Origin of the sequence: Streptosporangium pseudovulgare, from assembly GCF_014648055.1 — a bacterium.
GTDB classification, from domain to species: domain Bacteria; phylum Actinomycetota; class Actinomycetes; order Streptosporangiales; family Streptosporangiaceae; genus Streptosporangium; species Streptosporangium pseudovulgare.
In genome coordinates this window covers 132871-158354 of the sequence record NZ_BMQJ01000016.1, presented here as the reverse complement: position 1 = coordinate 158354, position 25484 = coordinate 132871, and the positions used below count along the sequence as shown (strand labels likewise).

Sequence of the window (25484 nt, the reverse complement as noted above, 5' to 3'; positions counted from 1 at the left end):
TCTGCCTGGTTCCCATGGCGTCAGCGGGCTCCCACGGCGTCGCCCTCGCGGGCGGTACTCAGGACGGTGTCGTCCAGCCGGATCAGCAGCGAACACACCATGAGAACGGTAAGGATCAACTGCTGCCGGGACTTCGGCAACGTGGATGTAGTCATTAATGCCTTCGGACGCGGTCTGAAAAGCTGGCAAGCGGACCTTAGGCAACCATCGGGCATGTGTCAATTCCTGGGCGGCCGGTAACGGTCGGCGATTCTTCGGCGCTCCCGAGGGCATGCCGCCACGTGTTCTGTCAATTCTTGAAGATGTGAGCGGACCGGCGGTTCGGTGCGCTTCCGTGGGCATGCCGCCAAGCGCCCTGTCAATCTCTGATCCTGTTGTTCGACCTCGCGCGAACTCTGTGCCCCACCCCGTGTTCCGCCTCTGTCCCGCCCCACGTCCCGCGCCGCACCGGCAACGGAGCACGATGGTGAGGTGCCACCGCCGTGCGGCCGCTCCTGGAGCCCGTCCCGGGGGCGCCGGGAGCGGCGGGGCACCCAGACGGCCACCCCGTGCGGGCGGCCCTTTCGGCCTGCCGGTTCAGCGGGCCGAACGTTCTTACCGGCGTATTTTTGAATGGCGGGATTGGAATTCACCCGGGTCGGTGGAACGGAAGTCGCCGGAGCATGCGCGGAGAGGCGGGGGATGAAATGCCGGGAAGTTAATAATCCTGGCGGATCGTCAAGGGATCTTGGGTTGTCGCCCGGACATGGAGAACGGAGGTCCAGTGAGGCCATCTCAGCGACTTCTGTGCGAGGTGGCCGTTTCCGAAATGGGTGGGATAATCTCAATGGGCGCACCGGAGAATGCCCGAGACATAGCTGTCGCTCTCGCTCCGCCATCGGCCCTGCAGGGTGTTGCGGTCAGTCCTCGGCGGGATCCGGGCGCCACCGCAGGATGACGTCAGCCATGGCAGGCGGTATCCGCGCAAAACCGCGTTCCGCCCGTCCTGGTCTCCCCACGCGCGTTGTCGTGCGCGACCCGAGATCGGACGCGCGGCCCGGTTCTGCGGTGGTATGGGTAATGCCGGTCACCCTGCTTGGTCGTTCCGGGAAGCGGGCGACTGCGGCGCCGCGCGAGGGTATCCACATGGAGACTTCCGTTGGGCCCGCGCTTGCGTGCGATGGCGGCAGCGGGTCTTTCGGGCGCGGCCCTTTACCTGAGGTCGGCGAGGAGGTCATCGAGGGCCTGGGTGAGGGCTTCGGAGTTGGCCGGCGTGAACCAGGTGGTGCGGATGCGCTCGTTGTTTCCCTTCGGGGTCTCGTGGTCGGCCGCGAGCTGCTGCAGGGTGCGGGTCTCGTCGCCCAGGGCGCGAGCGACCTCCTGGAAGAGGCCGCGGACGTAGCGGTCCGCGTCGCCGGAGGCGATGCCGTCGCTCGGGTCGGTGTCGGGAGCGCTGCCGCCCGCGCCCATCGCCTGCGGAGTCCGCCGGAGCCGGCGTCACACCGGCCGCGGCCGTCTCCACGACAACGCGACCGCCAGGAGCCCTGCCAGGCAGGGCGCCATGCCGGCCCAGCCCAGCGCCGACGCAGACCGGTCTCACCGGAGGCGTCCCACTGAGGCGCGTCCCGCCGCGGGTCTTCCCGGCGCGCACGACGACGCGCTCATCGGTCACGCGAGCCACCAGGTCATCGGCACGGGAGTGCGGGACGGCCGCACGTGACCGTCCTTTCGAACCGGTCACCGTCCCGTGTTCGACCGACGGGACGGCCTCGGCGCGGCTGCTTCAGGCGGCCATCGGGCTGAGGTTCACATGTCCGGGACGGGCCGTGCGAGCCGGGCCGCGAGTTCGCCGGCCTGTTCGGGACGTGGGTTGGCGCCGGTCAGCACCGTCGCCGGCCGATCGCCGGGGACCGCGCCCTCGGCGATCGCCGCCAGGCCCGCCGCCCCCGCCGGTTCCAGGACGATCCCGAGCGTGCGCGCCGCCAGTTCCATGGCGGCGGCGATGGCCTCGTCCGTCACCAGGACGATCTCGTCCACCAGCGCGCGGGCCCGTCGCACCGAGGCCTCCAGCGGGGTGCGCACCGCGATGCCGTCGGCGAAGGTGCGAGCGTGTTCGATGGTGACCGCACGGCCGACGCGCAGGCTTTCCAGCATCGATGGGGCACCTTCGGCATTGACTCCCACGATCCGGGTGCCGGGTGCGTGCTCCTTCATCCAGCGCGCCACGCCGTTGATCAGCGCGCCGTCGCCGACCGGGAGCACGACGGCGTCGAAGCCTGGACCGCCCGCGCCGCCTGGCGCGCCGCGGGTCAGCTCGACCCCGATCGTCCCGGCGCCCTCGGCGATCGCCGCCTGGAGACCGTCCTGCAGATAGACGCGGTCAGGATGACGCTCGGCGTGGGCGGCCGCGGCCTTCCGCGCCGACGTGCCGTCCGTCCCGGCCATGACGACCCGGGCGCCGAAGGTCTCCATCCGCTCCCGCTTGGCGGGATTGACCGTCTCGGGCACGAACACCTCGACCGTCATCCCGCGGGCCCGTCCCGCGTAGGCGACGGCCTGCCCGAAGTTGCCCGAGCTCGCGCACACCACCGGTGTGCCGGGGGCGAGCGTGCTCAGCATCAGATCGGCGCCCCGGCCCTTGAAGCTGCGCACCGGATTGGCCGTCTCCAGCTTCACCGTCACCGTGCGGCCGCCCAGCGCCCGGCACAGTTGCTCATCGATGTACTGCGGAGTGTTGAGGAACACCGGATCGATCACCTGCATGGCCTTCTCGATCCGCGCCACGTCCAGATCCATGCGCGTCGCCTTTCCTCGGGGCTTCCCGACCCGGCCGACGCTAATCGAGCACCCGATCGAGGCGATTGAGAGTTTCCGCGCCGGAACGCAATAATCTTGCGTGCCCGAACCGCCGCCACCCCGCCTGGACGAGATCGACGTGCAGCTCCTGGACCTCCTCCAGCGCGACGCCGGACGCACCCTGCACGACCTCGGCGAATGGGTCGGGCTCTCACCGAGCGCCGTCCAGCGGCGGATCGCCCGCTACCGCAAGGACGGCCTCATCACCAGGCAGGTCGCCGTCCTCGACCCACACCGCTTCGGCCCCACCGTCCTGGCCGCGGTCCTGGTGACCCTCGACCAGGAATCGTTCGAACACCACCGTGCCTTCGCCGAACGGATGCGCTCCACCCCGCAGGTCCAGCAGTGCTACCAGGTCGCGGGACCGTGGGACTACGTGGTCGTCCTGGCCGCGCGGAGCATGCGCGAATGCAGCCGCCTCGGCAACCGCCTGTTCAAGGCGGACGACAACATCAGGCGCTACGAGACCCTGCTCGTGTTCGACACCGTCAAAACCGGCCTGGCCCTCCCGCTTCCCGCGTCCCAGCCTTCTCGATCACAGGACGGGCGGTCATGAGCGGGGAGGCCCGGGTGAAGACCGGATCGGCGGCGGACGTCACCGTCGCCAACGCCGGCCGGGCGGGCCACACCGGAGCGGCCCGGTCTCCTGCGCGGCGGCCATGAATCCTCCCGGCCGTCGCGGAGCCGGCATCGAGCACCGGGTCGTCCCCGGGTGAGGCGACGTGTCGGCGTTCCCAGGACCATCCGCCCCCGCCCCCGGCAACCGGGCGCCGAAACGTGGAGTGCCGTCACAGGACCTTCGTGACACTGACATCTGCTCCGCATCTAGCCGGTGCCAGTGCCGATCTCCAGGATGCGCATGCCCGTCAGGTCCACCTCCCCCGCGGCGCGCAGGATGTCCCGCTCGATCGCGGCCTGCGCGGTGGTCTGCGGCGGGCTGCCGTGCACCGGGTGGTCGGTGTAGTGCTTAGACGACGACTCATTTGATGAGGCGGCGATGGCAAATATGGAACAGGAGCCAACATCATCGGCCCCCTCCCCCGCCCGATAGATGACCAGGGTGAGGGCGGATCGTTCACCGCCCCCAGCACTTCACCTACGTGCTCGACGCCACCGGTACCGGCGGCCGCCGCGACCGCGGCATCGTCCAGGGCCCCGACACCCACGGCACGACCGCGGTGATCGCCGTCGAAAGCGCCCGCCGTCTCATCGCCGACCCCGCCAAGCCGGGAGTACTCGCACCCGCCCAGGCCTACCACCCGACCGCCTTCCTCTTCCCACATGGGATCCAGTGGATCACCGAGGACGCGCCGGCCCCCGGCCGCGCGGGCCGCGCCCTCACCGGGGAAGGCCGGGCAGCACCCTCTCCGCGAAGAGCTCGGCCTGGCTCAGCACGTCCGCACCGAAGGGCGCGAACACCACCGAGTCGAACCCCAGCTCCGTGGTGTAGCGGCCGATCATGTCCACCCAGAACCCCGGCGGCCCCTGCAGGGGCCGCGTCTCCTCCTCCGAGCCCCGCCCGCCGGCCGTGATCGTCCCGACCACGTTGTAGCTGCGGTGGATCTCGCGTGGATCCCTTCGCGCCGCCATCGCCGCCGCGTCGATGAGCCGCTGCCGCTCGGCGACCTTCGAGGGGGGCACGTAGATGTTCGCGGGGGCCTGCCAGCCGTCGCCGTACCTGCCGGCGAGCGCGAGCGCGCGCGGCCCGTGGGCGCCGACCCAGATCGGCACCTCACGGACCGGGCCGGGCATCGCCTCCTCCAGCCGGTGGTGACGGCCCGCGAAGTTGACGGGTCCCGGCTCCCGCATGAGTCTGAGCACCTGCAGGGCCTCCTCGAACGCTCCGAGTCCCGGTGCGGCCGCGCCGTACGAGGGGGCGTCGCCCGCCGGGCTGCCGGCTCCGACTCCGAGCAGCACCCGCCCGCCGCTGATGACGTCGAGGGTGGCCGCCGCCTTGGCGAGCATGGCCGGCGGCCTGAGCGCCAGGTTGGCCACGTTCGTCAGTACTTTGAGCCTGGTCGTGCGGGCCGCGACGGCGGTCAGCAACGTCCAGATCTCCAGGTGGCCGGGCATGTACGGGTGGTCCTGCATGGCGGCGAAGCCGAAGCCCGCCTCGTCGGCCAGCCGGGCCGCGGCGAACGCCGTCTCGTGGTCGGCGGGGTCGACGTAGAGCCCGATCACGACGGCCACCTGTCCAGTTGTGCGAGCAGCGGCGTGAGCTGCTCCTCCTCCCAGTCGAGGTGCGCGAGCAACTCGTCGGCCAGCCGGTCCAGTTCCTCGCGGAAGTCCGCCGCCCGCTCGATCGCCCGAAGGATCTCCGCGACCTTCGCGTGCTCCTCCTCCAGCCGGTCGATCACCTCTCCGGACGTGGGGAACCGTTCGCGCAGCGCAGTGAACAGGTAGAGGCTCTCCACGGTGTGGTGCGTCTCGACGTGGTGGCAGTAGTACATGCAGCGGACGCGCAGGTCGTGGGTCACCCGTTCCGCGCCCCTGAGTTCCTTCAGCTCGCGTCTCAGCCCGTCGTGCACGGCGATCAGCTCACGCACCAGCGCATGATCTCTCGACATGGCATCTCCTACAGTTATTTCTGGTAACTAACCACACCGCCGACTACTGTCGACAGATCGCACTTTTTCCTGTGTTAGTGACATGGAGAGAACCGTGCAGTTCATGACCGAGACCGAGGCCAACTGCCGGGCCCGCGAGATCCTCGACCGGGTGGGCGACAAGTGGTCGGTCGTCGTGCTCTACCAGCTGAGCACGGGCACCATGCGCTTCACCGAGCTGCTGCGCGCCATCCCCGGCATCAGCCAGCGCATGCTCACCGTCACCCTGCGCGGACTCGAACGCGACGGGCTGGTCCGCAGGACTGTGCATCCGGTCATCCCGCCGCACGTGGACTACGACCTCACCCCGCTCGGCGAGACACTGCGCGAGATCGTCTCCGCCCTGCTCGACTGGACGCACGAACACCTGGAGGAGATCGGCCGGGCACGCGACAGCTACGACGCCGGCGTCCCGACGGGGTGACGACCGGGCATCGTGACATGCCAGGGCGTGATCACGTGCGGAGCGGAGCACGGCCGGCGACAGCGGGGCGGCATCGGCACCGCCCCCCACCACCCCGGGCCCGCCGTACGGCCGGGCCGGACCGGACGGTGTTGTCATGCGGCAGCCGGTGGCGGCACTCGCTGCCCACCCACTTCGGCGTCCGGTGCTCAGGCCTGGGTCGGTGAAGATGAGTGCGTTGGCCGCTGTGATGGATCGCGTGGCTGGACGTCCTGTGCGATCTTCTTACTCTGGGCTGGTCCGGCGTTCGGTGATGACGAGAAGCCGTATCGGTTCTTGGCGGCTTGACCGTTGGGACGGTGGTGCGCTGGATACCTTGGTCTGGCTTCTGTCAGCGGCCGGCAGGTCTTTCGCCGCAAGCTGCTCAACCCGCGCCGAGGCTCGAATGCCGGTGCCGCTCCGCGAGCGACTTCAGGTTCAGCAACTGCCGTCGGGCCATGATCAGATCGCCAACGGACAGCCCGAAGGCCACCCACCGGCTGGTTTGCATGACGACCTTGAGCAGCAGGCGTGTCGTGTCATCGGCCTGCGGCACGAGGACGTAGGACATGAAGGCACCCATGATGGTGCCCGTCATCTGCTTTCCCAGGTCGACCGAGACGATTCGGCCCAGCTTGCGCCCGCCGGCGCAGGTGAATCTTTCTCCGACCCGAGGTGCGGGAAGGCCGACCAGTTCGCGTGGTGAGCGACGGCCGAGGTTGTCGATCCAGTCGTAGGCGTACGGCGCAAGCCGCACTTGTGCCACCCATGGCCACACCGCTTCGGCGGGCGCCGCGACAGTCACGCCCCGCCAGGCCCGCAGTGCGGGCGAGGCGACGAAATCGTCGCACGGGTAGGAGCGCACGGTCTCGTCCTCGTTGACGCCCCACCGGTCACCGATCATGCATCCATCCCCCATCAACGTTCCGCTGCCCGCTGTCCGCTGTCGAAGCTCCATGCGCCCGTCGGGCAGGAGGCACGGATCGCGCCGTTTCCCGCGGTTGTTGCGCAACGTATCCCTGCACGGCCCGACAACTCCCCACCAGCTGGTCATGCTGAGGCGAGCGGGGGCCCACGGTAGCAGCGCTCAATGCGGGCCCGACGGCACGTGCACCGGGTGTGGCCGTGGGAGAGATGCACACCGCGATCGTGGCGCTGAGGGCAGCGGAGACGAACGCGGCGGCGGGAGACGCGGGGTCGGCCAGGGTTCCGGCGAGTGCCGAGCCTCCGGCGTTTCCCGCGCCGAGGGCGGTGATCACCCAGGCGTGGGCCTCGGTGAGCGTTCCCTCCGGCGCCAGCCGGGCGACGAGGGCGAACGCGGAGGCCGGCCCGGCGGCCAGGACCAAAGGAGCCATCCCGCGAAGGGCGGGGGTCAGCGCCAGAGGTAGGTAGCCGACCGCCGACAGGGCCGGCAGGAGGAGCAGGCGGCGATCCTCCCGCTGGGGCACCGGCATGGCGGTGTAGAGGACCCCGCCGGCCGCGAGGCCTACCGCCACGTCCTGGGTCAGGCTCTCGCCCCCGGCGGCATCGTCATCCTTTCCACCTTCGCCCCCGACGGACCCGCCCAGTGCTCGGGCCTGGACGTCGCCCGCTACGACGCCGACGGCCTGGCCGCGCAGCTCGGCGACGACTACACCCTCACCGGCCACCTCCACGAGGGCCGCGGACGTGCGCTCAGTCGAAGAGCGCGGCGTACCGGTCCAGGTAGAGCGGCCAGCCCTGATCGTTGCCGACGCCCTCGGCGAGGGACTCCCAGCCGGGCCCATGCCGGTCGATGTGCCGGTGCTCCAGCTCCACCCGGGTCCGGGCGGGCGACGCTTCGATGAAGCGGACCTCGACCTCGCTGGCGTTCGCGGTGTCGGCCTCGATCTGCCACTGGACGCCGATGTCCCAGGAGAACACCACGCGGGAGGGCGGCTCGTAGGCCAGGACCCGCGCCCACCGGCACTCACTGCCGTCCTCGGCGCTGCCCGCCGACCCTCGCCTCGAAGACAGTCTCGGCGATGGGCGCACCGAGCAGGTTGTGCTCGCGCGGCTTGAAGTCGCCGAACCGCTCGCTGAAGACCTTGAAGGCGTGCTCGACCGGTGCGTCGATCACGACGCTCCGGTTCACGGCCGTCTGTGTCATTGCTGCTCCTCGTGCTGGCCTGGAGCGGCCGGATGGTCCCGCTCGGCCGCGTCCTGGAAACCGGACAGCGCCCGGTCCCAGAACAAGTCGAGCTGATCGCGCAGCGCCGCCACGCTCACCGGATTCAGCCGGTAGATCCGGCGGGTCCCCACAGCGGTCTCGTCCACGAGCCCGGCGTCCTTCAGCACCTTCAGATGCTGCGACACCGCGGGATGGGCGCAGCGGAAGACGGGTGCCGCGTTCGCGTGTGAGATTGGGACTCGGCGCCGCACCATGGGATGATAGGGCCAGTCGGGTCGCTTCACCCTTCCTCCCATGAGCACGTCGACGGGAGAGGACGGCCATGGAGATCAGGCCGCAGGCGGTCGTCATCCCGAAGGAGACCGACCACCTGGAGCAGGGAAAGTACGGGCCCGTCTTCCCACGCAGCCCCGCGTGTTACGGATTCACCATCATCGCCAGGGTCAAGCCCGGCCGGGCCGATGCGATCCGGGGCTACGGCACCACGCTCGCCGAGGCGCTGGAGGACGACCCCGGCCTGCTGGCCCCCCTGAAACTGCACTACCTGCGCTGGGTGCTGTTCGACGACGACACCCGCTTCATGTACCAGGGGATCTTCGACACCGACTTCGACAAGTACACCGAAGACGCCATCGCGCTGTTCACCAGAGCGGGAGTGAACACCGTCTTCGAGAACCTCGAAGGTTTCCCCGAGGACTGGAAGACCAACCCGGAGGCGTTCGTCAGGTTCGTCCGCGCGCATCACTGCCCGAGCTTCATCGAGTACGGCGAGTACCCGTACGTCACCGCCGACGAGATCAAGAAGGCTCTACGGATCAAGGGCGCCCTGTCGGAGATGCTCGACCAACTGCAGTGACGCCCTCGGACAGCGCAGGAGATCAGATGAGTGAGTTCGCAACGGCGCGCACCTACAACCAGAACCACGTGCCGCGCCCGTACGCCCCCGGCCGGCGGCGGATGAGCATCTACGTCGCGTGGAGCTACCCGGCCGAAGCAGGCAGGAACACAGCCGAGCTGGACAACCGGTTCTCCACGATGACCGAGGTGCGCCGCGTACAGTGGCCGGCCTACGAGGACCCGCAATGGTCGGATCCCCTGCGCTTCCAGCAGGGCATCGCGGGCGGCCTGGAACTGTTCTTCTGGGGCTGGCTGCCCTTCCAGCAGTTCGTCCGGGAGGCCACCGGGTATCCGGTGCCGGTGTACCAGCGCGTCGACCAGGCCGGGTTCCACACCCCGCTGGACGAGCGGGTGCTGGCCGACACCGACACCCTGTTCGTGTGGGGGCTGGACCACATGATCACGGGGCAGGAGGCCACGGCCGCGGAGATCGAGGCGGTGCGCGCGTTCCTCACCCGCGAAGGGACCTGCCTGGCCCTGGGGCCGCATCATGACGTCGGCGCGACGGACGACCTGGCGATGCGCGACGTGGAGTACCACCATCACGGCGACGCGCTGGTGCCCCGGCAGCAGCGGTTCGGCAGGTACACCCGGTCGCTGATGGCGGGCCTGGGGCTACCGGTGGAGAACCGTTACGGGCTGCGTCCCGCGGTGATGGGAAAGGGGCAGAACGTCCCGCTGTCCATCGCCAGGGATCTGGACGCCAAGGGGTGGCTGGAAGGGGTCTCCCACTTCAACTTCCACATGCACCTCCCCCACTACGCCGTCACCACCGACGACCCGGAAGCCGTCCAGGTGCTGGGCCGGCAGCCGATCGACCTGACCAGGCCGCCGCACCCGTTCGTCGAGGCCGGGAACACCGAGTTCAACATGTTCCTGTGGCTGCCTCCGCGCGGCGACCGGGCCGGGGATGTGATCTTCGCCGACTCCACGATCTTCAGCTCGCTGTTCGGCATCGACGACAGCCTGCGCGCCTTCTGGAACAACCTCCTCAGAGCCAGGTAGCACGACAGGGAGGCGCAACCCGGTGAACGAACACACTCCGGCCACGCTCGAACTGGACGACATCCAACGCGGAGTCCTCAGCCCGCGGCCGACCCCGTACGCGGCGACCTACATCCTGTTCCGGGTCGACGACCGCGCACAGGGCCGGGAGCTGATGCGGCGCCTGAGCGTGGCGGTGACCTCCGCCGCCGACTCCATGAGCCCTTTGGGGGACACATGGGTCAGCGTCGCGCTCACCTACCAGGGCCTCAAGGCCCTCGGCGTGCCGCAGGCGTCGCTGGACACGTTCGCGTGGGAGTTCAGGCAGGGCATGGCCGCGCGCGCCGCCGCGCTGGGCGACGCCGGCGACAGCGGTCCGGCCCGTTGGGAGCCGCCGCTCGGCACGCCCGACGCGCACGTGCTGCTGGTGGCGCTCGCGCCCGACAGCGCGCGGCTGCAGGCCGCCGTCGACAGCGCCCGCCCGGCCTACGAGGCCCTGCCGGGCGTGACGGCGATCTGGCGGCAGGACTGCCACGCCCTGCCCACCGAGACCGAACCCTTCGGCTACCGCGACGGCGTCAGCCATCCCGCCATCCAGGGCAGCGGCATCGCCGGTTCCAACCCGTTGGAGGCGCCGCTCAAGGCGGGCGAGTTCGTGCTCGGCTACCCCGACGAGCTCGGCGGCGTCCAGGCACCGCAACCCGACGTGCTGGGACGCAACGGCACCTACGTGGCCTTCCGCAAGCTTCACCAGCGGGTCGCGCTGTTCCGGCGCTACCTCAAGGACAACGCCACCGGCCCGGAGGACGAGGAACTGCTGGCCGCGAAGATCATGGGCCGCTGGCGCAGCGGAGCGCCGCTGGCACTGTGCCCGCTCCACGACGACCCGGACCTCGGCGCCGACGCCGCACGCCGCAACGCCTTCCTGTACCAGCAGAACGACCCGGCGGGCTTCACCACTCCCGGCGGCTGCCACATCCGCCGGGCCAACCCTCGTGACGCGGCAGTGGCCGGAGTCCCGAGGCTGCACCGCATGATCAGACGCGGCACCGTCTACGGGCCGCCGCTGCCCGACGGCGTCCTGGACGACGACGGCGCGGACCGGGGGCTGATGTTCGCCTTCATCGGCGCCCACCTCGGGCGGCAGTTCGAGTTCGTCCAGACCGAATGGCTGAACGACGGCGTCTTCTTCGGCGCGGGCCCGGCCAGGGACCCCCTCACCGGCTCCACCGACGGCTCCGGCGATTTCACCATTCCCCGGCGTCCCGTCCGGCGGCGCCTGTGCGGCCTGCCCCGGTTCGTCGTCACACGTGGCGGCGAATACGGCTTCATGCCGAGCCTGACCGCACTGCGCTGGCTCGGCGACCTCACAGACCGAGCGTGATGACGCCGCTCAGGCTCGCCGGCCGGAGGCGTCGATGAACACCCTGCACCTGTTGTTCAACGCCGTCACCGTCATCTTCATCGCGGCCACCATGTTCGCCGCCGGCCTCGGCACGACATGGCCGGACCTGCGGGCCGTCCTCACCGACGGCCCGCTGCTCGCGCTGGTGCTCCTGGTCAACCTGGTCGCCCTGCCACTGCTCGGCTGGGGCATCGCAGCGCTCTTCGGCCTGCCCACGCCGGCGTTCGTGGCGCTACTGCTGATCGCGTCCTCACCCGGCGGGCCGTTCGGCGCCAAGCTCGGCATGGTGCAGCACGGTGACGTGGCGGCGGGAGCGGCGGCGCAGGTCCTGCTGGCCGCCGTCGGCAGCATCACCTTCGGCCCGACGGTGAACGTCCTGCTCGACGCGGCGAACATGGGCGGCGGGGTCTCGCTGGAGGTCGCCACGCTGATGCTGACCGTGGCGGTCCTACAGCTCGTTCCGTTCGCCGTCGGCCTGGTCATGCGCCATCACGTGGCGCCCACGGCACGAGCGTGGCACCCCGCGGCGGCGACCGTGTCGAACGTGACGTTCCTCGCGGTGCTGGCGGGCATGCTCGTGGGCAACTGGCGTGACATCGTCGCGCTGATCGCCTCACTCAGTCTGCTGGCGGGCTCCCTCCTCGCCGCCGCGGCCTTCGTGCTCGGCACGGTACTGGCCACCGGGCCACGGCCACGCCGCACCACCATGGGCGGCGTCGCGGCCGTGCGCAACGCCGGGCCGGCCCTCGCCGCCGTCGGTATCGCCTTCGATGACGAGCCGGCCGTTCTGGGCGCCCTCGCGGCCGTCCTGCTGAGCGGCCTGGCCACGGCCCTGCCCATCGCGACGGTGCTGAGCCGTCGCCGGAACGGCCCCACCCCCTGAAGCCCTCTGCCTCCTCCAGAGGCCGTTCTTGAGACGGCTGGAATGAAGTCGTGGACACGCCCGGCCTGCCGTTGATGGTGATGGTCACCCCAGCCGGACAGCCTGACCGAGATGCCGTACGCGAGATGCCGGTCCGGCCGCGGGGGCCGCATCCGCAGCTCATCTGGTCTGGGGTGACGGCGCCTACGGCGGGACGCTCTTCACGGGGTGTACGTGGGACTGAGGGGCGGCCGCGGTCTGATCGACGGGGAAGGCATCCGAAGGTCAGGTCACCAGGGTACGACCCCGTTCTCGTCGAACAGCCGGCCGGTCGGGCCGTCGTCCGGCAGGGTCGCCAGCCGGATGGCGATCGCCGCGCCCTGCTCAGGGGTCTGGGTTCCGCTGAATCCGTTGAGGTCGGTGGCCACGTAGCCGGGGCAGGCGTTGTTGATCAGGATGTTGGTGCCGCTCAGCTCCTTGGCGTACTGGACGGTGACGGCGTTGAGGTAGGTTTTCGTCGGCGCGTAGGCCCCGCTGATCCCCCCGAGGTCGACGCCGGGCGCGGTCTGCAGTGTCAGGGAGCCGACGTGGCTGGACTGGTTGACGATCCGCGGGTGCTTCGAGCGGCGCAGCAGCGGCAGCATCGCGTTGGTGACCCTGATGACGCCGATGACGTTGGTCTCCACCAGTCGCCGCACGGTCTCGAGGTCGATGGTCGTGGGTTCCTCCGGCCAGCCGCCGGCAACGCCGGCGTTGTTGACCAGTACGTCGAGCCGTCCTGCCCGCTCCTCGATCAGTCGGACCGCGGCGGTCACGCTCCCGCCGTCGGTCACGTCCAGGGGTACGCCGAACGCGTCGGCGCCAGCCGCGCGCAACGTGGCCACGGCGTCCTCCCGGCGCTGCTCGTCCCGGGCGCCGACACCGACACTCCAGCCCCGCGCACCCAGCCCGGCCGCGATCTCGTACCCGATTCCCTTGTTCGCGCCAGTGACCAGCGCGATCGCCTTCTCGCTCATGACAGCGAGCATGCCCGCGCCGCAGTCGGGCACCAACACCACCTCGGTAGTGCAGCGATACCCGAGCGATATCGATCCGGCGTCTGCCGTCATTAGCCTGGGCTCATGGAAATACGCGAGCTGCGGTACTTCGTCGCCGTCGCCGAGGAGCTGCACTTCGGCAAGGCTGCCCAGCGCCTCGGGATAGCCCAGCCGCCCCTGTCCCGCACGATCGTCCAGCTCGAACGGCGGCTCGGAACCGCACTGCTGGAACGCAACAGCCGCAAGGTCACGCTCACCGAGGCCGGATGCGTACTGCTGGCCGAAGGGCGCGCGATCCTCAGCGCGGTGACCGCAGCTGAGCGGCGTACCCAACGGGCCGCGGCAGCACGCCCCAGTCTCGTCCTCGCCGTCAAATCCGGCACCGCCGGCGAGCTGCTGACGAAACTGCTCGACGCCTACGCCGCGGAACCCGGCGCAGCCACCGTCGAGCTGCTGCTCTGCGAGGCACACCAGCACCAGCGGCTGCTGCAGGACGGGCAAGCCGACGTGGCTCTGCTACACCTGCCCTTCGACTCAGCAGCCGGGCTCGACACCGAAACCCTGTACACCGAGGGACAAGTCGCGGTCCTGCCGGCCTCACACCCGCTCGCCGGCCGCTCCGAGGTCCGGATGGCCGACGTCACCGCACTGCCGAAGCTCCCGATGGCCCGCTGGCCCGGTCCCGGCGGCAGCTATCCAGAAGGGCCGGGCGCAGAGGTACGGAACCTGACACAGCTCTTCCAGCTGATCGCGCTCGGCCGTACCACCGCGGTCATTCCCGAGTCGGCCGGCGCCGACCTGCGCCGGGACCTCGCCGCAGTGCCGGTCCTGGACGCTCCGCCCGTGACAACGGTGATCGCCTGGCCGCCGCACAGCCGCCTTCGTGCCGTTGCCGACCTGATCCGCGTTGCAACACGTCTTTGAACTCGGATGAGGAGGGCGGCCACCCAACGACAGCCCCGATCAGGCACCTGTCAGCTCAATGCTCCTGCATCCTCGTGCTGCCGCGAAGACCTCCTTGCGGCAATCCGAGTTCCCGCTCCGCGATGGTGAACACCAGATCCACGGTCGCCGGGTGCGGGGCCGAATCATCGTTCGAGTACGAGTCGAGTCCGTCGATCACGACGAGAATCACCACGCACGCGCTCTCGGGATCATCGGTGATGAAATCGCCGGTACGCACGCCCTCTCTGATCACGGCGGTCAGGGCATCGCGGGTGATGGTCTCCTGCTCGGCGACGATCTGCCGCAACCTGGGGCGGTACCGGGAGAGGTGCCGCGCGTTGAGCCAGAGCCGCCCGAGGTTGAGGAACTGGGGGTCGTTGATGCGTTGCAGGAACCGGGCGAGTTGTTCCCGCGGTTCCAGATCCCGCTCTGCGGGCGGCAGCAACGCCTCACGTTCTTGCGAGGCCGCGCTCTCGAACGCCTCGCAGAGGAGCACGTCGATGGTCGCGAAGTAGTGGCTGATCAGTCCGGGTCTCACGCCGAGCGCGTCCGCCACGGACTTCATCGTCACACGTTCCAGGCCGTGCTCCAGGGCGAGGCGTCCCGCGGTCTGAAGAATCTCCGTTCGACGTTGGACGGGGTCCTTGCGAGTGCGAGGAGCGCGAGGGCTTGACGTCATATAGATCACACTATTGAATTGGCAGCCAATAGTCTATTGGCGTCAGCACCAACAGGCTGTGGTCATAGCGGCTCATCCACTCGTACGCGGAAGGCGGCGAGGACTCCATCGTCTCGCTTCGTTGAAGGAAGTACCTGATGACTCAGCCCTGCACCGCCCGCGACGCGAACCCCGAAGCCGCAAGCCTCGATCGCGCCGGACGCATCGAAACCCGCGGCATCGATGTCGTCCCGGACAGCGAGCGGCATGGATCGCCACGAGAACTCTTCGCCATCTGGGCGGCACCGAATGTCAGCTACCTGAGTTTCGTCGTCGGCGCCGCCCTCATCCTCATGGGGCTGTCCCTGGTCGAGTCCGTCGTGGTGATCATCGCCGGCAACCTGCTGTGGATCATCACGGGATTCATCTCCGTCAGCGGACCCGTCGCGGGCACCACCGGCTCGGTCGTTTCCCGCGCCATGTACGGGGTCCTCGGGAACAAGGTCGTGATCGCCGTCACCGGCTGGCTGATCTCGGCACTGTATCTCGCCTTGAACTGGTCGGCGGCGTCCGTGGCCGGCATCGGACTGGCCAAGCAGATCGGTCTGCCGGACTCCGCCGCGCTGGACGCGGTGGTGATCTGTGTGATCGCCGCCGCCACAGTGCTCATCGCCATCTACGGGCATGCCACGATCGTCCGCCTGTACACGGCGCTGACCGTCCTGCTGACCATCGTGTTCCTCGTGATCTCAGCCCTTGTGCTCAGCCGCACCGACTGGTCGTACGCGCCGGCCGAGCCGCTCACCGGGCTCACCCACCTCGTGGTCCTGGCCTCGGGATTCACCATCGTCGCGTCGACCCCGCTGTCGTACGGCAACAGCCCGGACCTCGCCCGCTACCTGCCACGGAACACAAGCGGCACGGCCATCACCCTGTGGGCCGCCGCCGGCGCGTTCCTGCCGAGCATCGTGTTCACTTCCATCGGCGCGTTCGCCGCGACGACCCTGGACATGAGCGACCCGCAGGCGGCCCTGGAGAGCATCATGCCCGCCTGGTTCGCGCCGATCTTCGTCATCGCCGTCGTGGTGAACACCATGGCGAACAACGGCATGACCGCCTACAGCGCCGGCCTGTCGATGCAGTCGATCGGCGTACCTCTCCCCCGTGTGCCGGCCGTGCTGGTCGTCGGCGTCATCGGCACCGCCATGACCCTGTTCGCGATCCTGGTCTTCGACTTCCTCGCCACCGTCAACACGATGCTGGAACTGGTCGTCGTCATCACCGGCCCCTGCATGGCCGTCTACGCCACCGACATCATCCTGCGCCGGAACCGCTACGACGGTGTGGCACTCCACGACCAGAGCCGCACCGGCCCCTTCTGGTATCGGGGCGGCGTGAACTGGGCGGGCGCCCTGGCCACCGTACTGGGCGCCGTGGCGGCCACCCTGTGCGCGAGCTCCAGCTTCTGGTCCGGACCGATCTCCGCGCGCATGGGCGATCTGAACCTCGCGCTGCCCGTCGGCGTCCTGGGGGCGGCTCTCCTCTACTGGGTTTTTTCGAAGGCACTGCGGACGATCCCCGCCAACGGAACAGGAGCAGCATGATCGCCGATCACATCCTCCGCGCCGCGGGGATCGAGAACTTCGACGACACCTGCGAACCGGGCGCGGCCCACGCCCTGGCCATCAAGGACGGCACGATCATCGCCGTCGGCGGCGACGAGATCCTCGACCACCTTCACGGGCACGACACCGTGCTCCATGAGTTCCCCGGTGCGACGATCACCCCGGGGCTGACCGACGCCCACGCCCACCCTGTGTGGGGATCGATCGAGATCGGAGGCGGCCTGGATCTCGGGAGCGCCCGGACGCTCGACGAGGCGTGCGCCGTGATCGAGCAACGACTTCACCGGCTCCCGGAAGGAGCATGGATCACCGGATTCAATCTCGACATCAACGTATTCGGCGGTGATCCCACCGGCGCGGTGTTCGAGGAGCGTTTCCCGGGCGCCCTGATCTCACTGATGACCCGCGACGCTCATGCCCTGGTCGTCAGCCCGGCCGTCGTGGACGGGATCGGACTCACCGGAAATGAGACCTTCGACGACGCGTCACAGGTCGTCGTCGGCGCAGACGGGAAACCCGCCGGCTTCATCGTCGAACTGCAGGCGATGGCCCTCGTCCTCGATCACTATCCGGACATCCCGGTCGTCACCGCGGCCGGCTACGTCGCGCATCAGCTGCGCCTGCTGGCCGCGACCGGTCTGACCGGCCTGCACGCCCTGGACTTCACCGACCCGTCCGAGGCGGTCTACCGGGAGATCGAGGCCACCGGTGAGCTGCCGGTACGGGTGCGGTGTTCACCGCTGGTCCCCGCCGACTCCGGTCGCGGCGTGTGGGAGACGATCGCGGCGCAACAATCACTGGCCGGGCGACGCTGGTCTGTCGAGGGCGTGAAGTTCATGCTGGACGGCACCGCGGACAACGGATCAGCCTGGTTCGAGCACCCCGACGTCTTCGGGCAGAACCAGAAGCCTCTGTGGAAGGACGTCGGAGCATACCGAGACGCCGTTCGCTTCTTCACGGAGCGCGGAATCCCGACCGCCACCCACGCGATCGGCGACCAGGCGGTCCGCTTCGCGCTCGACGTGATCGAGGAGGTCGGCCGTCCAGAGGCCGGCCCGCACCGGATCGAACACATCGAGTCCATCCCCGACGACCTGCTGGACCGTTTCGCCGCGCTCGGCGTCGTGGCGAGCCTCCAACCCGTCCACGGGACACGGATGACGAACCCCGACCAGAGCGACAACTGGTCACACCGCATCGGACCGGAACGGGTCGCTCACGGATGGCGTACCAGGGATCTGATCGACCATGGAGCCGTGGTCGCGCTCGGGTCGGACTGGCCCATCGGTCTCGGCGACCCCCGGGTCGCGCTGGCCGACGCCCAGCTGCGACGTCCCGTTGACGCCCCCGCGGCGACGCCGGTCCAACCCGATCAGCGCATCACGGCCCGTGAAGCCTACGCGGGAATGACGCGAGCCACCGCGTTCGCGGCCGGTGCCCAGCACCGTCTGGGCCGCATCGCCCCCGGCTATCTCGCCGACCTGACCGTCTTCGCCGACAATCCCCTGGCCCTGTCCCCCGAGCAGCAGGCCATGAACCCGGTACTGGCGACCGTGGTGGATGGTGAAGTGCTGCTCCACACCCTGAACGAGGCCCCCACGAAATGACGCAGATTCCGTTTCATCGCCCCGAGGCCAGGTTGCACGTCACGGCCGAGGACACCCGGCCACGTCACCGCGGCCGGAGTCGCGGCAGGCAGCTCGCCGCCACCCTGCCCGGCGCCATCGACGCCTACGACCGCCTCTTCGCCGCCGGCGGCATCGACCCCGACGTTGTCCGGGACGACGCCCACCGTACTCTCGACGCCGTCAACGCCTTCCGGCCGAACCTGGCCGAGCAGATCGAAGGCATCGCGGATGGTGCCGGCGTCGAGACCTGGCGCGTCGCGGCCCTGAACGCGCGCACCGAGATCCTCGCCCGCAGCCGCACCGTCCCACCCGGCGAGTGCTCGACGATCGTGCGGGAAGTCACCGACGCCGAGGGCGGGCGCACTCACCTCGGTGTGCAGACGTGGGACTGGCACGTCGAACTCAGCCCCTACTGGCACACCATCGATTCCGGCGGTGGCGCCCACCGCTACGTCGGCATCACCGAACACGGGATCCTCGCCAAGATCGGGGTCAACAGCGCAGGACTCGCACTCCATTTCAACATCCTCGGGCATCAGGATGACCGCACCGGCGGCATCCCCATGCACGTCCTGGCAGCGCTCCTTCTCGAAGAGGCCGATCACGTTGATCACGCACTCGAGATCCTCCACGAGGCCCCCATCACTTCATCGGGGTCCTTCATGCTGTTCGAGCAGGAACGCGCCGTGCTGCTCGACCTCAGCCCTGCCGGAGTGTTCGAGGTACCTGCGGTGGCGCCCGGGACATGTCTTCGCACCAACCACTTCCTCACGCCGACTCCCGCCCGGCACGAGAAGACCTGGCTCTACCAGCCGGACTCCGGCGAGCGCTTCACCTTTCTGAAGGACCGCCTCGCACGCACCAGACCGGCCAGTGCCGATGAGATGCTCCAGCAACTCGTCACCGGCCCCGGCGAACCCGGAGTGACGCTCCTCCCCGATATGAGCAGGGAACTCGGGCTGCGCTGGGCCAGCCTCGCCACGGTGCATCTCGACCCGGCGGCGCGAACTGCCCGGGTGCTCGACGGCACTCCAGCCGAACACGGTGACCGCCCCTGGTACGACCTTCACGCCTAGGGTCTGTTTTGTGGATCACTGACCCGCAGGCCGCTCTTCGCCGGGGATCGTCCAGTGCCCGACCAACTCGTCGATACGCATCGGGGGGTGCGTCATGTCCGCCCGGCATCGACCAGGCGAGTCACAACAGGATCAACGCCGTTCGGGGCTCACTGGCTTCTTACCGGCTCCCCAGGCCGGGTGGCCAGCGTGCCCAGCAGGGCCAGGGCTTGGGCCGAGCGGGAGTCCGGCTCGGCCGGATGGGCGACGAGCCGCAGGCCCGGCGCGCTGGCGATGGGAAAGGTCTCGGTGCGCAGGTGCAGGTCACCGACGTCGGGGTGGTAGAAGTGGCTGCCGGGCGTGAGCCTGCCGGGTGGCTCGGCCGCGGCCCACACCCGGCGGAAGCCGGGGCTGCTGATCGCCAGTTCGCCGACGAGTTCGCGCAGGTAGCGCTCGTCGGGGGTTTGGCGGGCCGCGTGGCGCAGGTCGTGCACGGCCGCTCGGGCGGTGCGGGCCCAATCACCGAAGAACTCCCGTCCTGCCGGGTCGAGGAAGATCATGCGCAGCAGGTTGCCGCTGAAGATGAAGCGGTTGTGGAGCACGTTCGCCAGCGGGTTGCGGACGAGTACGTCGCCGGACCAGCCCAGGATGTAGGCCGGGGCCACCGTCCAGTCGTTGAGCAGGGCCAGCACTTCGGGTACGACGCGCTCGACGCGGTCGGGGCGGCGGCGCCCGGCGGTGGGCCGGGCCAGCCGGTACAGCTCCACCAGGGCCTGCTCCTCCAGGCGCAGTGCCCGGGCCAGGCTTTCCACGGTCTGGCGGGTGGGACGCTCCCGGCCCTGTTCGAGCCGGGCGTAGTAGCCGACGCTGAGGCCGGCCAGGTGGGCGACCTCGTCGCGGCGCAGCCCGGGGACCAGCCGGCGGCCGCCTGCCGGCAGCCCGGCCTGCTCGGGCCGCACGAGCGCGCGGCGCTCCCGCAGAAACCGCCCGAGCAGGTCGTTGCACTCACTATCCATGACAGCTGAGGGTAGGCAACGCGCCGCCGCGGAGCCTGGGTGCGTTGTTCCCAGCCTGAGCGCCTGCGGCGGAACGCTCATCGGGGCAGGCGGAATGCGCGGTGATGCGCCGGGGCCGAGCTTTCTGAAGGACTCCGCACGTTGAAAGGACGGACATGACAGCCCGCACGAGCACGCTCGGTACGGTCATGCAGGCCGCGCCGGCCATGGGCCGGACCAAGGGCCCGGCTGGGGGCGCGGCATGACCGGAACCCCGCTGGGCGACTTCTTGCGCGCCCGCCGCGACGCGCTCAAGCCGCAAGATGTCGGCCTGCCCGAGTACGGCCGCCGCCGGGTCAAGGGCCTGCGCCGCGAGGAGGTGGCGATGCTGGCCGGCATGAGCAGCGACTACTACGTACGGCTGGAGCAGGGCCGCGAGTCCAGCCCCTCACCTCAGGTGGTCGACGCGGTCGCGCGGGCGCTGCGACTGGATGTGCCCGCCACCGAGCACCTGTGGCGGCTGGTCCAGTCGCCGGAGTCGCGCACCTGGCGGCGCGCGCAGGACACCACCGTCAGCCCGCAACTGCTGCAGCTCATGGCCGGCTGGTCCACCTCGCCCGCCTTCACGCTCGGCCCCGCGCTGGACATTCTGGCCTGCAACCCCATGGCCGCCGCGCTGCACGAGGGCTTCCACCCGCCCGACAACCTGGCCCGCATGGTGTTCGCCGATCCGGCCGGACGCGAGTTCTACCAGGAGTGGGAGCGGGCGGCGCACTCGTGCGTGGCGGAGATCCGTGCCGCCTACGGCCACGACCCCGACAATCGGCGCATCGCCGAGGTCGTGGCGGACCTGTCGGCCGTCAGTGACGAGTTCGCCGAGCTGTGGGGCCGCCACGACGTCAAACCCAAGACCCAGGAAGGCAAGCACCTGCGCCATCCGGTCGTGGGCGACCTGCACATCCTGTTCTCGGCGTTCACCGTCAACGGCGCGCCGCACCAGCAGCTCGTCGTCTATCAGGCCGAGCCGGCCACGCCCACCGCGCAGGCGTTCGAGCGGCTGCGCGCCCGCGCCGACGAAGCGCTGTCGAAGGCGCTGCAGGACCCCGATCAGGCGCTGGCCGGAAGAGCCGACTGACCCACCACCCCACGACACGAGAGGCCGGGGCCATGCCCCGGCCTCTTACGGATGCGCGGCCGGTCCGCCGCGCGGCCCGGTTCCTAGGTATGTCCCTCCCAGGAAACTCGCGACCTTCTCCCGCCCCGCTGACCTGGACAAAACTCCTAAATGTCAGTCAAACGGAACGGAAGCGAAGGACACCGTCATGGCCACCTGGTTCATCACTGGAGCATCCCGCGGGCTCGGCGCCGAGATCGCCCGCTCCGCCCTCGCCCAGGACGACAACGTCGTCATCGCGGTCCGCAACCCGGCCCGCGTTCCCGACGATCTCGCCAAAGCCGGCAACGTGCTCACCGTCGCCCTCGACGTCACCGACAGCGCGGCCATCCCGGCCGCCGTCCAGGCCGCCGTCGACCGGTTCGGCCGGATCGACGTGCTGGTCAACAACGCAGGCCGTGGCCTGCTCGGCGCGCTGGAGGAGATCAGCGACGCCGAGGCCCGCTCTCTGTTCGACCTGAACGTCTTCGCCCTCATCGACATGACCCGCGCGGTGCAACGCAGGCGTCCAGCTCATCTCACCGATCACCGACCTGCGCCAGGACGACTGGCAGCGCCAGATCGACCTGAACATCACCGGCGTCATGAACGTCATCGGCGCCTTCCTGCCGCACCTGACCGCCGCCGCCGAGGCCGGTCGGCCCGCGGACCTGATCACCACCTCCTCGATCGCGGCGACCCGGATCCTGGAGAAGTTCTCCGTCTACTCCGGCACCAAGGCCTACATCAGCCACCTCACCCGGCTGCTGCGCGTCGAACTCGGGCCCAAGAACATCCGGGTGGCCACGATCGAGCCCGGCATGGTCGACACCGAGCTGCCCAGTCACGTCACCGACCCCGACGCCAGCGCCCTGATGGAGGGGCTGCTCACCGAGATCGACCCGCTGCGGTCGGCGGACGTGGCTGAGACGGTGGCGTTCATCGCCGCCTCGCCCCGCCACGTCAACCTCACCGAGATCACCGTCCTGCCCACCGCGCAGGCCGTCTGACCTGGCCTCCTGCCCGGCTCCCCCGCGAGGAGCCGGGCTGGCCCCCTCCCCAAGCCGGGCGAGGAGACCTCCGCTCCGGCGACAGCTTCAGCGGCTGGACCAAGACCTTCACAGACCCCCGCCTCTGCGCCGCAATCGTCGACCGACTCACCTTCGGCGGCGACTCATCGAAACCGGCACCGGCTCCTACCGCCTCACTGCCGCGGCGGCGTGCCGGTCTGCTGAGAAGCGGGGCCGGGCAGGTCAAAGCCGTCGTAGGGTCATCAGCCGGTCCGTGACGGAGCCGGGCCCGGCCGGTTCACCCCCGCTGCAGCCGCAGCGCCTCCTCGGCCACCCGCAGGGTCTCCAGGTGGCCGTCCAGGGAGGTGGCCAGCGAGGTCAGCCCGAGCGTGGTCACCCCGGCCGCCGCGTACTCGGCCATCCGCGCCGAGATCCGCTTGGCGTCGCCGACCAGCGAGGTCCGGTCGATCAGCTCGAACGGCACCGCCCGCGCCGCCCCGGCCCGGTCCCCGGCGTGGCAGCGGTCGTGGATCTCCTCGGCCGCCGCGCCGAACCCCATCGAGGCCGCCAGCGTGAAGTAGACGCTCCGCTCCCTGCTGCCCATGCCGATGAAGTTGGCGAAGTACGGCCGCAGCGGCTCGGCCGCCCTCTCCGGGTCGTCACCCACGCCGATCGGGATCGACGGCATCACCTCGAAGCCCTCAAGTCCCTTGCCGGCCCGCGCCCGCCCGGCGCGCACGTGCCCCAGCGACTCCGCCAGCCGCTCCGGCGGGCAGAACACCCCGATCCAGCCGTCGGCGATCTCCCCGGCCAGCTCCAGGCTGCGCCGTCCCACCCCGGCGAGGTAGATCGGAATGTCGGCGCGGACCGGGGCGGCCCGCAGGTGCGCGGCCTCCCGGGTGCCCGGCGGCGGGAGCCGGAAGTGCTCGCCGCTGTAGCGCACCGGGCCGCCGGTCAGCGCCAGCCGTACCACCTCGACGTACTCGCGGGCGCGGGCCAGCGGCGCGTCGAAGTCGACGCCGTACCAGCCGCGCGAGACGTCCGGGTTGGACACCCCGAGGCCCAGGCAGAACCGGCCGCCGGACAGCCCGTCCAGCGTCGCCGCGGCCAGCGCCGTCATCACCGGGGTGCGGGCCGGGATCTGCATCACCCCCGGCGCGAGGCGGATCCGCTCGGTGGACGCGGCGACCGCGCCCAGCACGCTGACCGCGTCGGACCGGAACCCCTCCGGCGCCAGCGCGTAGGCGAAGCCGAGCCGCTCGGCCTCCCGGGCCACCGGCACCGCGCCGTCGTAGTTGAGGAAAATCCCCAGTTCCATGAACCGCTCCCTTTTCTCGCGGATGTCCTGCGGACGTTCCGCGGACGCTCTCCGGGCGTTCCCGCCGGCCCGGACGTGGCCCGCCGGGCCCGCCTCGACCTGTCCGCGCGGACACCGTCGCCGGGACACCGTCACCGGGACGACGACGGCGTCCGCGCGTTGCTCGCGCCACTGTGCGCCACGCCGCTCGAGGATCGCCCGAGCGATCGAGCGGCGCTTGAGGGCGCCGCGAGTCCGGACGCCCACGATGGCCCGGTCGCCACCCCGGGACGGGCCGCGGCGACCGGTCACCGATCCGCCGTCACACCGATACGGAGGCAGGCGTGCGAGTTCTCGCCGCGACCTGGGACATGCCCGGGCACTTCAATCCGCTGGTTCCGCTGTGCTGGGCGCTGCGCGCCGCCGGCCACGAGGTGGTCGTCGTCAGCAACCCCGGCCTCGTCCCGGCCATCGTCCAGGCGGGGCTGCCCGCCCTGCCGGCCGGCGACCCCGGTTTCGACTCCTACGCCGTGCTGCGCGAGCAACTCGCCGCCCGGTCCTGGCGACCGGTCCCGCCCGCCGACACCGCGGCCACCGGTACGGCGAACGCCTCAGGTACGGCGGGCGGCCCGGCGAACACCACCGCGAACACCGCGGGTACGACGGGCGGTCCGGCGGGCGCGGGCGAGACGGACGGCTCCGCGGCGGCGCGGCCCTCCGCAGACGGAAGCACCGGAGCAAACGCCGGGGGAAGCGCCGGTGGAAGCACCGGTGGAGATGCCGGGGGAAGCGCCGACCACACCCGCCGCCGCCTGCACGGGTTCCGCGTCGCCACCCGCTCCGCGCTGGCCCAGGCCGACGACGCCGCCGCGTTCGCCCGCCACTGGCGTCCCGACCTGGTGCTGTTCGAGCCGGTGGCGTTCGTCGGCCCGCTCATCGGCAAGCTGTGCGGCGTCCCGGCGGTGCGGGTGCTGTGGAGCGTCGACTTCACCGGACCGATGGCCAGGTTCGAGGCCGACGTGGTCGGCGACCTGCTGGACCGCTTCGGCCTGGAGCGGCTCGACGTCAACGGCGACCTGACCCTCGACCCCTGCCCGCCGGAGCTGCAGTACGACCTGGACCTGCCGCGCAGGCGCTTCCGTTTCGTGCCCTACAACGGCGCCTCGGTGCTGCCGGCCGACCTGGAGCCGCCCACCGGCCTGCCGCGGGTCTGCGTCACCTGGGGCACCTCGCAGGAACGGCTCGGCTTCGACCGGATGATGATCGCCCCCCGGGTCGTCGAGGCCCTGGCCGGTCTGAAGGCGGAGGTCGTGGTCGCGGTGACCGACGGGCAGCGGGCGGCGTTCGACCCGCTGCCGGACAACGTCCTGCGGATCGGCCGGATGCCGCTGGACGCGCTGCTGCGCGACTGCGACCTGCTCGTCCAGCAGGGCGGCGCGGGCGGCACGATGACCGCGCTGGTCAACGGCGTGCCGCAGCTCGTCGTGCCGCACATGCCGGACGAGATCTTCCACGGCCGCCAGGTCGAGCGCGGCGGGGTGGGCCGCTGCCTGCCCGGCGCCGAGGCCACCGTCGAGGCCCTGCGCGAGCAGATCACCGCCGTGCTGGACGACCCCTCCTACCGCGACACGGCCCGCCGGCTGCGCGAGGACATGCTCGCCCTGCCCACCCCGGCGCAGCTGGTGCCCGAGCTGGAGGAACTTGCCCGCGCCGGCGTCCGGCCCGGAGCCTGACCCCAGGCCCAGCGCCCAAGTCCAGTGTCCCGGCCCGGTGTCCCGGCCCGGTGTCCCGGCCCGGTGTCCCGTCCCGGCCCCGACCCCGTCCCGGCCCCGGTCTCGGGCGCGGTCTCGGGCGCGGGGCCGGGACCGGGGCTCGGCACGGGGCTCGGCGCGGGGGTCGGG

The 25484-nt window shown here is 70.4% G+C and carries 27 protein-coding genes and 1 pseudogene; 14 read left to right on the top strand and 14 right to left on the bottom strand.

Features of this window, described 5'->3' with window-relative positions; translation table 11 throughout:
• Positions 1 to 20 precede the first annotated feature (20 nt).
• The 3 genes from IEZ10_RS40095 to IEZ10_RS28570 all read right to left on the bottom strand — a co-directional run bounded on the left by IEZ10_RS40095 (position 21) and on the right by IEZ10_RS28570 (position 2775).
• Positions 21 to 155 (bottom strand): hypothetical protein, encoded by a 135-nt coding sequence (locus IEZ10_RS40095; RefSeq protein WP_268246384.1) that lies wholly within the window; start codon positions 153 to 155, stop codon positions 21 to 23.
• 1036 nt (positions 156 to 1191) lie between these two features.
• Positions 1192 to 1449 (bottom strand): hypothetical protein, encoded by a 258-nt coding sequence (locus tag IEZ10_RS28575; protein WP_229811742.1) that lies wholly within the window; start codon positions 1447 to 1449, stop codon positions 1192 to 1194.
• A gap of 336 nt (positions 1450 to 1785) precedes the next feature.
• A complete protein-coding gene (locus tag IEZ10_RS28570) occupies positions 1786 to 2775 on the bottom strand; it encodes a threonine ammonia-lyase (protein ID WP_189249617.1) in 990 nt (329 codons plus the stop codon).
• Positions 2776 to 2875: 100 nt separating this feature from the next.
• Here IEZ10_RS28570 and IEZ10_RS28565 point away from each other — a divergent pair, with 100 nt between their 5' ends.
• Positions 2876 to 3391: an Lrp/AsnC family transcriptional regulator gene (locus tag IEZ10_RS28565; protein WP_189249616.1), complete on the top strand. Its 516-nt coding sequence runs from the start codon at positions 2876 to 2878 to the stop codon at positions 3389 to 3391.
• 269 nt (positions 3392 to 3660) lie between these two features.
• Here the strand turns inward: IEZ10_RS28565 and IEZ10_RS40090 are convergent, their stop codons facing one another.
• From IEZ10_RS40090 to IEZ10_RS28555, 3 genes are all read right to left on the bottom strand, one after another.
• Positions 3661 to 3783 carry a hypothetical protein gene (locus tag IEZ10_RS40090; RefSeq protein ID WP_268246383.1) on the bottom strand — a complete coding sequence of 41 codons (123 nt, stop codon included), beginning with the start codon at positions 3781 to 3783 and terminating at the stop codon, positions 3661 to 3663.
• Between the two features lie 390 nt (positions 3784 to 4173).
• Positions 4174 to 5025 carry an LLM class flavin-dependent oxidoreductase gene (locus tag IEZ10_RS28560; RefSeq protein WP_189249615.1) on the bottom strand — a complete coding sequence of 284 codons (852 nt, stop codon included), beginning with the start codon at positions 5023 to 5025 and terminating at the stop codon, positions 4174 to 4176.
• Positions 5013 to 5402 (bottom strand): hemerythrin domain-containing protein, encoded by a 390-nt coding sequence (locus IEZ10_RS28555; RefSeq protein ID WP_189249614.1) that lies wholly within the window; start codon positions 5400 to 5402, stop codon positions 5013 to 5015. Before IEZ10_RS28555 ends, IEZ10_RS28560 begins: the two co-directional genes overlap by 13 nt.
• 103 nt (positions 5403 to 5505) lie before the next feature.
• Here IEZ10_RS28555 and IEZ10_RS28550 point away from each other — a divergent pair, with 103 nt between their 5' ends.
• Complete coding sequence (locus IEZ10_RS28550) at positions 5506 to 5865, top strand: winged helix-turn-helix transcriptional regulator (protein WP_308426318.1); 360 nt, start codon at positions 5506 to 5508, stop codon at positions 5863 to 5865.
• Positions 5866 to 6268: 403 nt separating this feature from the next.
• Here the strand turns inward: IEZ10_RS28550 and IEZ10_RS28545 are convergent, their stop codons facing one another.
• The 4 genes from IEZ10_RS28545 to IEZ10_RS28535 all read right to left on the bottom strand — a co-directional run bounded on the left by IEZ10_RS28545 (position 6269) and on the right by IEZ10_RS28535 (position 8286).
• The gene (locus tag IEZ10_RS28545; RefSeq protein WP_189249612.1) at positions 6269 to 6787 is read right to left on the bottom strand and encodes a polyketide cyclase; all 519 of its coding nucleotides are present in this window, start codon (positions 6785 to 6787) and stop codon (positions 6269 to 6271) included.
• 770 nt (positions 6788 to 7557) lie between these two features.
• Complete coding sequence (locus IEZ10_RS28540; RefSeq protein WP_229811741.1) at positions 7558 to 7896, bottom strand: SRPBCC domain-containing protein; 339 nt, start codon at positions 7894 to 7896, stop codon at positions 7558 to 7560.
• Positions 7832 to 8011, bottom strand: a complete 180-nt coding sequence (locus IEZ10_RS39295; RefSeq protein WP_229811740.1) for an SRPBCC family protein — start codon at positions 8009 to 8011, stop codon at positions 7832 to 7834. Before IEZ10_RS39295 ends, IEZ10_RS28540 begins: the two co-directional genes overlap by 65 nt.
• The gene (locus tag IEZ10_RS28535) at positions 8008 to 8286 is read right to left on the bottom strand and encodes an ArsR/SmtB family transcription factor (protein ID WP_189249681.1); all 279 of its coding nucleotides are present in this window, start codon (positions 8284 to 8286) and stop codon (positions 8008 to 8010) included. Before IEZ10_RS28535 ends, IEZ10_RS39295 begins: the two co-directional genes overlap by 4 nt.
• Before the next feature lie 68 nt (positions 8287 to 8354).
• On the opposite strand from IEZ10_RS28535, the gene IEZ10_RS28530 reads away from it, so the two are divergent.
• From IEZ10_RS28530 to IEZ10_RS28515, 4 genes are read left to right on the top strand one after another with little or no spacing between them, the layout of a single operon-like run.
• Positions 8355 to 8888 carry a hypothetical protein gene (locus IEZ10_RS28530; protein ID WP_189249611.1) on the top strand — a complete coding sequence of 178 codons (534 nt, stop codon included), beginning with the start codon at positions 8355 to 8357 and terminating at the stop codon, positions 8886 to 8888.
• 26 nt (positions 8889 to 8914) lie between these two features.
• Positions 8915 to 9934, top strand: coding sequence for a hypothetical protein (locus IEZ10_RS28525; RefSeq protein ID WP_189249610.1), 1020 nt, complete (start codon positions 8915 to 8917; stop codon positions 9932 to 9934).
• Positions 9935 to 9956: 22 nt separating this feature from the next.
• Positions 9957 to 11297, top strand: a complete 1341-nt coding sequence (locus tag IEZ10_RS28520) for a Dyp-type peroxidase (RefSeq protein WP_189249609.1) — start codon at positions 9957 to 9959, stop codon at positions 11295 to 11297.
• A 34-nt stretch (positions 11298 to 11331) separates the two neighbouring features.
• Entirely contained in the window at positions 11332 to 12201 is an 870-nt protein-coding gene (locus IEZ10_RS28515) for a bile acid:sodium symporter (protein ID WP_189249608.1), read from the top strand.
• Positions 12202 to 12470: 269 nt separating this feature from the next.
• Here IEZ10_RS28515 and IEZ10_RS28510 read toward each other — a convergent pair whose 3' ends face one another.
• Positions 12471 to 13196, bottom strand: a complete 726-nt coding sequence (locus IEZ10_RS28510; protein WP_229811738.1) for an SDR family oxidoreductase — start codon at positions 13194 to 13196, stop codon at positions 12471 to 12473.
• A gap of 105 nt (positions 13197 to 13301) precedes the next feature.
• Here IEZ10_RS28510 and IEZ10_RS28505 point away from each other — a divergent pair, with 105 nt between their 5' ends.
• Complete coding sequence (locus IEZ10_RS28505) at positions 13302 to 14141, top strand: LysR family transcriptional regulator (protein WP_189249607.1); 840 nt, start codon at positions 13302 to 13304, stop codon at positions 14139 to 14141.
• A gap of 55 nt (positions 14142 to 14196) precedes the next feature.
• Here the strand turns inward: IEZ10_RS28505 and IEZ10_RS28500 are convergent, their stop codons facing one another.
• Entirely contained in the window at positions 14197 to 14841 is a 645-nt protein-coding gene (locus IEZ10_RS28500; RefSeq protein WP_189249606.1) for a TetR/AcrR family transcriptional regulator, read from the bottom strand.
• 137 nt (positions 14842 to 14978) lie between these two features.
• Between IEZ10_RS28500 and IEZ10_RS28495 the strand changes: the two genes are divergently transcribed.
• The 3 genes from IEZ10_RS28495 to IEZ10_RS28485 are packed head-to-tail and all read left to right on the top strand — an operon-like array spanning position 14979 to position 19149.
• Entirely contained in the window at positions 14979 to 16424 is a 1446-nt protein-coding gene (locus IEZ10_RS28495) for a purine-cytosine permease family protein (RefSeq protein ID WP_189249605.1), read from the top strand.
• Positions 16421 to 18052: an amidohydrolase gene (locus IEZ10_RS28490; RefSeq protein ID WP_189249604.1), complete on the top strand. Its 1632-nt coding sequence runs from the start codon at positions 16421 to 16423 to the stop codon at positions 18050 to 18052. The genes IEZ10_RS28495 and IEZ10_RS28490 overlap by 4 nt, the downstream gene beginning before the upstream one ends.
• The gene (locus IEZ10_RS28485) at positions 18049 to 19149 is read left to right on the top strand and encodes a C45 family autoproteolytic acyltransferase/hydrolase (protein WP_189249603.1); all 1101 of its coding nucleotides are present in this window, start codon (positions 18049 to 18051) and stop codon (positions 19147 to 19149) included. Before IEZ10_RS28490 ends, IEZ10_RS28485 begins: the two co-directional genes overlap by 4 nt.
• 149 nt (positions 19150 to 19298) lie before the next feature.
• Here IEZ10_RS28485 and IEZ10_RS28480 read toward each other — a convergent pair whose 3' ends face one another.
• A complete protein-coding gene (locus tag IEZ10_RS28480) occupies positions 19299 to 20144 on the bottom strand; it encodes a helix-turn-helix domain-containing protein (protein WP_189249602.1) in 846 nt (281 codons plus the stop codon).
• A 241-nt stretch (positions 20145 to 20385) separates the two neighbouring features.
• On the opposite strand from IEZ10_RS28480, the gene IEZ10_RS28475 reads away from it, so the two are divergent.
• The 3 genes and pseudogenes from IEZ10_RS28475 (at position 20386) to IEZ10_RS28465 (ending at position 22286) form a co-directional block, all read left to right on the top strand.
• Positions 20386 to 21258, top strand: coding sequence for a helix-turn-helix transcriptional regulator (locus tag IEZ10_RS28475; protein ID WP_189249601.1), 873 nt, complete (start codon positions 20386 to 20388; stop codon positions 21256 to 21258).
• Between the two features lie 187 nt (positions 21259 to 21445).
• Positions 21446 to 21739: pseudogene (locus tag IEZ10_RS40445) on the top strand (SDR family NAD(P)-dependent oxidoreductase); the annotation flags it as partial.
• A gap of 73 nt (positions 21740 to 21812) precedes the next feature.
• On the top strand, positions 21813 to 22286 hold the full coding sequence (locus tag IEZ10_RS28465; RefSeq protein WP_308426317.1) for an SDR family oxidoreductase: 474 nt from the start codon (positions 21813 to 21815) through the stop codon (positions 22284 to 22286).
• A 298-nt stretch (positions 22287 to 22584) separates the two neighbouring features.
• On the opposite strand, the gene IEZ10_RS28460 is transcribed toward IEZ10_RS28465, so the two are convergent.
• Positions 22585 to 23604 carry an LLM class flavin-dependent oxidoreductase gene (locus IEZ10_RS28460; RefSeq protein ID WP_189249600.1) on the bottom strand — a complete coding sequence of 340 codons (1020 nt, stop codon included), beginning with the start codon at positions 23602 to 23604 and terminating at the stop codon, positions 22585 to 22587.
• Between the two features lie 323 nt (positions 23605 to 23927).
• On the opposite strand from IEZ10_RS28460, the gene IEZ10_RS40335 reads away from it, so the two are divergent.
• Positions 23928 to 25316: a nucleotide disphospho-sugar-binding domain-containing protein gene (locus IEZ10_RS40335; RefSeq protein ID WP_189249599.1), complete on the top strand. Its 1389-nt coding sequence runs from the start codon at positions 23928 to 23930 to the stop codon at positions 25314 to 25316.
• Positions 25317 to 25484: the final 168 nt, after the last annotated feature.